Genomic DNA, 7,945 nt, shown 5'->3' with positions numbered 1-7,945 from the left:
TGACGCCGGTGCAGCATTTAACCGTCGCCACCGAGAATTACACCGATCCGCTGACGCGCTTCAACTTCCTGACCTTCCTCAAGAACTCGGTGTTCGTCACCGTTGTTGCGACGCTTCTGACGCTCATCGTCAACGCCATGGCGGCCTTTGCGCTGTCCAAATACAAATTTCGTGGCGACACGACCGTTTTCGTCATCATCATCTCGACCCTGATGATCCCGCTCGCCGTCGTCATGGTGCCGGCCTATCTCGTCATCGTCGGGGTCGGCCTTGCCGACAATCTCTGGGGCGTCATCCTGCCGACGATCGCCTCTCCAACCGCCGTGTTCCTGCTGCGGCAATATATGCTGACCATACCCGATGAACTGATAGAGGCGGCGCGCGTCGATGCGGCGAGCGAATTCTGCATCTTCTGGCGCATCATACTGCCGCTGACGGCGCCGGCTCTCGCGGTGCTGGCGATCTTTTCCGTGCTCTGGCGCTGGAACGATTTCCTCTGGCCGCTCATCGTTCTCAACAGCCGCGAGAATTTCACCCTGCAGGTCGGCCTGAATGCATTCCAGGGAGAGTTCTCGGTGCAGTGGCACTATATCCTGGCGATGACGTTCCTCAGCCTGCTGCCTGTCACCGTCGTCTTCCTGTTCCTGCAGAAGTACATCACCACGGGCATCGCCGGAACAGGCATGAAGTGAACGGCCCTGTTCCCAACTAATCGCCTGGACCTCTCCAATTCCATCTACGAGATGCCGGAATACAGTATCACGCCCGGGACATCTAACGCGGCGGCGCGATGCTGCCGCGCAGGACGAGGTGGCATCCGAGTTCCAGGCGATGAGCCGGCCGCTGCGGATCGTTGGCGATCAGCCTCTGTTCGATGAGCGCCAAAGCGGCAGCGCCGAGCCGGTCTGTGGGAACGCTGATCGTCGAGAGCGGCGGACGGCTGAACTCGCCGGGGACGATATCGTCGAACCCCAGCACGGATATCGCTTCGGGCACGCGGATGTCGCGATCGGCCAATGCCTTCAGGCAGCCGAGCGCCAGATTGTCGGCGGCGCAGAAGACGGCGGTCGCTCCTTTCACCGTGGGATCGCGGTCGAGCAGCGCGTTGATCGCAGCCTCGCCGTGCCTGGGCTCATATCCCTCGGCCTCGACGATCATATCGTCCGGCACGGGAAGCTGGGCGGCAAGATAGGCATCGGAAAAGCCGTCATACCGGCGTTGGATCGTCGTGCGCCCCTTCCAGGTCAGGTGCAGGATGCGGCGATGTCCGAGCGCCAGCAGGTGCTCGATGCCGAGCCTCGCGCCGAAGCGGTTTTCGGGGGTGACCGTATCGACCAGCATGGCCGGATCTTCGCCGTTGACGATGACGACAGGCATATCAGGGGAGGCGAGGCTGCGGATAAGTTCCGGCTGATCGTCATTCAGGACCACGATGCCGTCGGCACGTTCCGAGAGCGCGATCTGCCTGACCTGAGCGCCGTCGATGCGCCGGCCGGTGCTGACGAAAGGCACGATCCTGATGCCGCGACGTTCGCACTCCCTACGAAGACCGTTGAGGATCGTCCAACTCACCAGATTGAGATCGCTCTCCGGTGCTGCATCGTCGGGAATCGCAAGAAGCAGGACGCGCAAGGCCGCAATCGTCGCCTTCTTCCTCCGGCGCTCGAGGTAACCAAGGCGTTTGGCTGAATCCAGAACCCTTTCGCGCACCTCGATCGTCAACGGTGCGGTTCCGTTGAGCGCGTGCGAGGCCGTGCTCAGCGACACGTCCGCGTCGCGCGCGACATCCTTGAGATTGACTTTGCGTTCCACTTTTTCCGTCGCGAATTGAGGTCGTGCCTTCGAAGCCATAGCTAACTCAATGTTTTCACATAAAAACTTTAGAAAAGCTACGTGCCTGGCGCGGTATTTTTCGTCATTCGGCGATCAGTGAGGTTTGGCAAGCAGGCCATTGAGCAGCAGGTCGAAATAGGCCCGCAGGAAGGCCTCTTTGTTTGGAGTGGGCACGCGGCGGTCGTCGAATATCAGCCGCAGAACTGTCGTCGTCAGGATGGGCGCGACCACGATGTCGGAGAATTCCACCGGAACTTCGCGAAACTCCCCTGACGCCACACCCTCCAGAATGAGAGAGTCGACCTTGGTGATGATCGGCTCAATGAACTGGTCGTGGTGGCGGTCGATCAGGTCGGGGAACCGGTGTCCTTCGGCAATAACCAGCCGCGTCAGTTCGCGGGTCGTGCGATCCTCGGCGATTTGTTCGTAGAGCAGGCCGAGAATGGAAATCAGCCGGTCGGTGGCGCTGCCGCTGAGGTTCTCGGTGATCCCCAGCAGTTCCTGAAACGGCACGGAGAAATGGTTGATCATGGCTTCGAAAAGCTTCTCCTTCGTCTCGAAGTAGACATACACCGTACCCTTGGTGACGCCGACTCTGTCGGCAATGTCTTCGACTCTCGTACCTGTGAAACCGCATCTCACGAATTCTTCGAAGGCGGCATCGAGAATCTGGATGGGCCGCAGCGACTTCTGTTCGGCGCGTGTGAGCTTCTTCTGGGCTGTCATTTTCTGATCCTCCAACCTGCTGCGTGCGCTCTCTCCCTGCGACGCAAAGTTTCATTGACTAATCGGTCAGTCAATTATATAGCAGCTGCCGTTGAGAGCAAGAGGTCAACTATGAGAACCATTCTGGTCGCCACAGCGATCGTATGCGCCATGGGTCTGGGATCATGCAGCGATGAGAGCAGACCGGCTGGGCCAACCCCACGAGAGGTCGGCGTCGTCGTCGCCAAGACTGAGCCGCTGGCTCAGGGCGGCGCGGTCACAGGAGAAGTGCGGGCGCGTGTTCAGACCGATCTGTCCTTCCGCGTCAGCGGCAAGATCATCGAGCGGCTGGTGGAAGTCGGACAGTTCGTGAAGGCGGGGCAGCTCCTGGCGCGGATCGATCCGGAAGAGCAGAAGGCCGAGCTGGATGTGGCGGCAGCCAATCTTCAGTCGGCTGAGGCGCAGCAGACCCAGGCGCAGCTCGCATACGACCGCCAGCAGAGCCTGTTTCGGACGCAGGTGACGACGCGTGCAGCACTCGACCAGGCGCAGGAGGCGCTTCTGACCGCGCAGGCATCGACGAAGTCGGCCCAGGCGCTGTTGGAAACCGCTCAGGATACCTTGTCTTACACAGAGCTGAAGGCGGATGCCGACGGGGTGATCACCGCCCGCAATGCTGAGGTCGGGCAGGTGGCGCAGGCCGCTCAGGTCGTCTTCACGCTTGCCCATAACGGCGACCGCGATGCTGTCTTTGAGGTGGTCGAAAGTGCGTTCCTGCGCCCGATCGACGGCGATGGCACAGTGGCCCTTCTATCTGACCCGACGCAGAAGATCGCGGCGAAGGTTCGCGAGATTTCGCCGACGATCGATTCCTCCACCGGAACCATCAAGGTCAAGGTCGCGATATCGAGCGACACTCCGATGCCTCTCGGCGCTCCCGTCGTCGGAAGATTCAATTACGTCTCCCAGGACGTCATCCAGCTTCCCTGGTCCGCCATGACATCCAAGGACGGCAAGCCGGCCGTCTGGATCGTAGATCCCGCATCGTCTGCGGTTTCGGTTCGGGCGGTGGATATCTCCGGCTATGAGACCGGCAGCTTCATCGTCAAGTCGGGCGTATCGCAAGGAGAGGTCGTGGTGGCAGACGGAACCAAGTTCCTCAGGCCGGGTGAAATCGTGTCTTATGTCAAGGAAGCTTCCAAGTGAGTATTCGTCTCAACATAGTCGCTCTGATGATGGGTACGGCCCTGATCTCCTCCTGCGCGCCGCAGGAGGAAAGCAAGGAGGAAGCGCCCCGTCCCGTGCTGTCGATGACAGTCAAGCCGACGTCGGCCTCAAGTTTGAGCCTCACCGGCACGATCGAGCCGACGATCAAGACCGAACTCGGGTTCCGGATTCTCGGGCGGATGATCGCCCGCAACGTCAATGTCGGCGATCTTGTCAAGAAGGATGACGTCGTTGCCGCCATCGATCCTCTGGCGCTGGAGCTTGCCGTGCGCAACGCGCAGTCCGACGTCGAAAACAGCGACGCCCAACTCAGGAATGCGGTGACCACGGAGCAGCGCAAGCGCGCGCTGCTGGAATCGCGATCCGGCACCGAAGCCTCGCTCGAAGAGGCTGAACAGGCAAGGCGGACGGCGGCGGCCGCCGTCGCCAAGGCGCAGGCCAACCTCGACAAGGCCAAAGAGCAACTTGGTTACGCGCAGCTTCGGGCGGAGTTCGACGGGGTGGTGACGGCGACCTCGGCCGAGGTCGGGCAGGTGGTGTCGGCCGGTCAGACGGTCGTGACCATCGCCCGGCCGGACAAGCGCGACGCCGTGGTCGACGTGCCCCAGGCCGCCGCCCAGAAACTGAAGATCGGCGCGCCCTTCGAGGTGACGCTGCAGCTCGATCCGGCCATCCGCACGTCCGGGATCGTGCGTGAAATAGCACCGGAGGCGGAGACCTCTACCCGCACGAGCAGGACCAAGATCGCGCTCACCAATCCGCCCGAAGCCTTCAGGCTCGGCTCGGTCATCACAGCCTCGGCAACCATTGCCGCGGATCCTGAGATCGTGCTGCCTGCCTCGGCAATCCTTGTCGGCAGCGACGGCCCGAGCGTCTGGATCGTCGATGCGCCTGCCGGAAAGGTATCGATTCGCCGCGTGAAGATCGACGGCGACGTCGAAGACGGCGGCAGCGTCCGCGTCATCGAGGGGCTCGCCCCCGGAGAAAGGGTCGTCGTGGCAGGCGTGCATAAACTTGAAGATGGCCAGGCCATCAGGATCGACCAGGAGATCAGCCAGTGAAGTCCTTCAACCTTTCCGACTGGGCGCTCGAACACCGTTCGCTCGTCTGGTACTTCATGATCGTCTTCATTCTCGCAGGCGCCTTCTCCTACGTGAAGCTCGGCCGCGAGGAAGACCCGAACTTCACGATCAAGACGATGGTAATCACCGCCCAGTGGCCCGGCGCCTCCGCCGAAGAAGTGACGCGGCAGGTGACCGACAGGATCGAGAAGAAGCTCCAGGAACTGGAATCGCTGGACTATACCAAGAGCGAGACCGTTGCCGGCCAGACGACCGTCTTCGTCGAGCTGCTGCCGACGACCAAGGCAAAGGACGTCGCGCCGACCTGGCTGCGCATCCGCAACATGATCGCCGACATCAAGGGTGATTTCCCGACCGGCGTCGTCGGTCCTTTCTTCAACGATCGCTTTGGCGACGTGTTCGGAAACATCTACGCCTTCACCAGCGACGGCCTTACCCAGCGGCAGCTTCGCGATCTCGTGGAAAACGCCCGCTCCGAGGTCTTGACCGTGCCCAACGTCGGCAAGGTCGATGTGGTCGGCGCCCAGGACGAGGCGATCTATCTGGAATTCTCCACGCGCCAGATCGCAGCACTCGGGATCGACCAGCAGTCGGTCATCCAGACCCTGCAGGCGCAGAATGCCGTCACGCAATCCGGCTTCGTCGACGCCGGGCCGGAGCGCATTGCATTGCGGGTGAGTGGACAATTCACGTCCGAGGAAAGTCTGAGATCGATCAATCTTCGGATAAACGACCGCTTCTTTCCGCTGACCGACGTCGCCACGATTAAACGCGGCTACGTGGATCCGCCGTCGGCGTTGTTCCGGTTCAACGGCCAGCCTGCGATCGGGCTTGCAATCGGAATGAAGCAGGGCGCCAATCTTCTGGAGTTCGGCGAGGGGCTCGACGCGCAGATGAAGCGTGTCGTCGCCGACCTCCCGATCGGCGTGGATGTCCACCGCGTTTCCGATCAGCCGGCCGTTGTCGACGAAGCGGTGTCCGGATTTACCCGCGCGCTCTTCGAAGCGATCGTCATCGTGCTGATCATCAGCTTCATCAGCCTTGGTCTTCGCGCCGGCATGGTGGTGGCGATCTCCATTCCGCTCGTCCTGGCGATCACCTTTGTGGTGATGGAGTATTCCGGCATTTCGCTTCAGCGCATCTCGCTCGGAGCGTTGATCATCGCACTCGGGCTGCTTGTCGACGACGCCATGATCGCTGTCGAGATGATGGTGGCCCGCCTGGAGGCGGGCGACGATCTCAGGAAGGCCGCCACCCATGTTTACACGTCGACCGCCTTTCCGATGCTGACGGGAACGCTCGTCACCGTAGCGGGCTTCATTCCGGTTGGTCTCAACAACAGCGCTGCCGGTGAATTCACCTTCACGCTTTTCGTCGTCATCGCGGTTTCGCTGATCGTCTCCTGGGTGGTGGCGGTGCTGTTCACGCCGCTTCTCGGCGTCACGATCCTGCCGAAGACGATGAAATCGCATCACGAGAAGAAGGGCCGCTTCGCCTCGGTCTTCTCCTGGCTCCTGGGCCTGGCGATGCGCTGGCGCTGGGTCACCATCATTCTGACGGTCGGCGTTTTCGGGCTTTCGATTGGCGGCATGGGGCTGGTGCAGCAGCAGTTCTTTCCCAGCTCGGACAGGACTGAGCTCATTATCGACTGGAACCTCCCCCACAACAGTTCGATCGCCGAAACCAACAGGCAGATGGCGAGATTCGAAAAAGAGATGCTGGCCGACAACAAGGATATCGATCATTGGACGACCTATGTCGGCCAGGGCGCCCCGCGCTTCATCCTGTCCTTCGACGTGCAGACGCCCAACGTGTCGTTTGGACAGACGATCATCGTCACCAAGGGGCTCGACGTGCGCGACAAGGTGCGAACAGAGCTGCAGGACTATCTGACGAAAACCTTCCCCGGCACCGACGCCTTCGTGAAACTTCTCGACATCGGTCCGCCCGTCGGCAAGCCGGTCCAGTACCGGGTCAGCGGCCCTGATATTCAAAAGGTCCGCGATCTCTCCCAGAAATTTGCCGGCGTCATCGGATCGCATCCGCTTCTGGCGAACATGGTCCTGGACTGGAACGAGCCGTCTCGTGTGGTGAAGGTCGATGTGCTGCAGGACAAGGCGCGCCAGCTCGGCGTATCCTCCGAAGACATCGCCACCGCCCTCAACGGCATCGTCGAAGGCTCGACGGCCACCCAGGTTCGAGACGACATCTACCTGGTCAACGTCATCGGCCGCGCCAGGGCATCCGAGCGCGATTCCATCCAGACGCTGCAGAATCTTCAGCTCTCCACCTCCAACGGCAAGGTCGTGCCGCTCTCTGCCGTGGCGAATTTCCGCTACGAGCTCGAGCAGCCGACCATCTGGCGTCGCGACAGGCAACCCACCATAACGGTCAAGGCGGCCGTCGTCGGTCCGACGCAACCGGCCACGGTCGTCGAACAGCTCAAGCCGAAGGTCGAAGAATTCCAGAAAGGCCTTCCGGTGGGATACGAGGTGGAAGTGGGCGGGGCGGTCGAATCCAGCGCCGACTCACAGGGGCCGATCGTGGCTGTGGCTCCGCTGATGCTGTTTGCGATGGCGACGATCCTGATGATTCAGCTGCAAAGCTTCAGCCGCCTGTTCCTGGTGTTCGCCGTCGCGCCGACGGCCCTGATCGGCGTCGTCGCGGCCCTGCTCCTCAGCAACGCCCCCATGGGCTTCGTCGCGATCCTGGGCGTGCTCGCGCTCATCGGCATTCTGATCCGCAACTCTGTCATCCTGGTTGTCCAGATCGAGCATCTCCGCAGTGAAGGAATGGCGGCCTGGCAAGCGGTCATCGAGGCCACCGAACACCGCATGCGGCCGATCATGCTGACGGCCGCGGCCGCCACGCTGGCGCTGATCCCGATCTCGCGCGAGATCTTCTGGGGGCCGATGGCCTACGCCATGATGGGCGGCATCGTCGTCGGAACCGCACTCACCCTGCTGTTCCTGCCTGCGCTCTACGTCGCGTGGTTCAGGATTCCGAGGGACGAAGGCGTTCGGGCCGAAGCCGCGGCGGCAGAGGTATGACGCAGTCTTCGACGGCCATCGCCCACGGCCGCCGCGGCGGCCGCTGCA

Annotated in this window: 6 protein-coding genes; 4 read left to right on the top strand and 2 right to left on the bottom strand. The window is 61.8% G+C overall.

Features of this window, described 5'->3' with window-relative positions:
- A partial coding sequence (locus tag FY112_RS03365; protein WP_151517682.1) for a carbohydrate ABC transporter permease occupies nucleotides 1-692 on the top strand: 692 nt, incomplete at its 5' end.
- An 82-nt stretch (nucleotides 693-774) separates the two neighbouring features.
- On the opposite strand, the gene FY112_RS03360 is transcribed toward FY112_RS03365, so the two are convergent.
- Entirely contained in the window at nucleotides 775-1,851 is a 1,077-nt protein-coding gene (locus FY112_RS03360) for a LacI family DNA-binding transcriptional regulator (protein WP_181018138.1), read from the bottom strand.
- A gap of 75 nt (nucleotides 1,852-1,926) precedes the next feature.
- Nucleotides 1,927-2,559 carry a TetR/AcrR family transcriptional regulator gene (locus FY112_RS03355; protein ID WP_017956717.1) on the bottom strand — a complete coding sequence of 211 codons (633 nt, stop codon included), beginning with the start codon at nucleotides 2,557-2,559 and terminating at the stop codon, nucleotides 1,927-1,929.
- Nucleotides 2,560-2,670: 111 nt separating this feature from the next.
- Between FY112_RS03355 and FY112_RS03350 the strand changes: the two genes are divergently transcribed.
- From FY112_RS03350 to FY112_RS03340, 3 genes are read left to right on the top strand one after another with little or no spacing between them, the layout of a single operon-like run.
- Nucleotides 2,671-3,744 (top strand): efflux RND transporter periplasmic adaptor subunit, encoded by a 1,074-nt coding sequence (locus FY112_RS03350; protein WP_151517681.1) that lies wholly within the window; start codon nucleotides 2,671-2,673, stop codon nucleotides 3,742-3,744.
- On the top strand, nucleotides 3,741-4,826 hold the full coding sequence (locus FY112_RS03345) for an efflux RND transporter periplasmic adaptor subunit (RefSeq protein WP_151517679.1): 1,086 nt from the start codon (nucleotides 3,741-3,743) through the stop codon (nucleotides 4,824-4,826). Before FY112_RS03350 ends, FY112_RS03345 begins: the two co-directional genes overlap by 4 nt.
- Nucleotides 4,823-7,897, top strand: coding sequence for an efflux RND transporter permease subunit (locus FY112_RS03340; RefSeq protein ID WP_017956714.1), 3,075 nt, complete (start codon nucleotides 4,823-4,825; stop codon nucleotides 7,895-7,897). Before FY112_RS03345 ends, FY112_RS03340 begins: the two co-directional genes overlap by 4 nt.
- The last annotated feature ends 48 nt before the right edge of the window (nucleotides 7,898-7,945 follow it).

This window comes from Rhizobium sp. PEPV16 (assembly GCF_008919455.1).
GTDB lineage: Bacteria > Pseudomonadota > Alphaproteobacteria > Rhizobiales > Rhizobiaceae > Rhizobium > Rhizobium leguminosarum_Q.
Note: the sequence above shows the minus strand (reverse complement) of the source record. Positions and strands in the feature narration are given on the sequence as shown.

What these genes read in the sequence shown, in the direction of transcription:
- FY112_RS03360 (WP_181018138.1), bottom strand. Translation starts at nt 1,851, where the DNA reads ATGGCTTCGAAGGCACGACCTCAATTCGCGACGGAAAAAGTGGAACGC.
- FY112_RS03355 (WP_017956717.1), bottom strand. Translation starts at nt 2,559, where the DNA reads ATGACAGCCCAGAAGAAGCTCACACGCGCCGAACAGAAGTCGCTGCGG.
- FY112_RS03350 (WP_151517681.1), top strand. Translation starts at nt 2,671, where the DNA reads ATGAGAACCATTCTGGTCGCCACAGCGATCGTATGCGCCATGGGTCTG.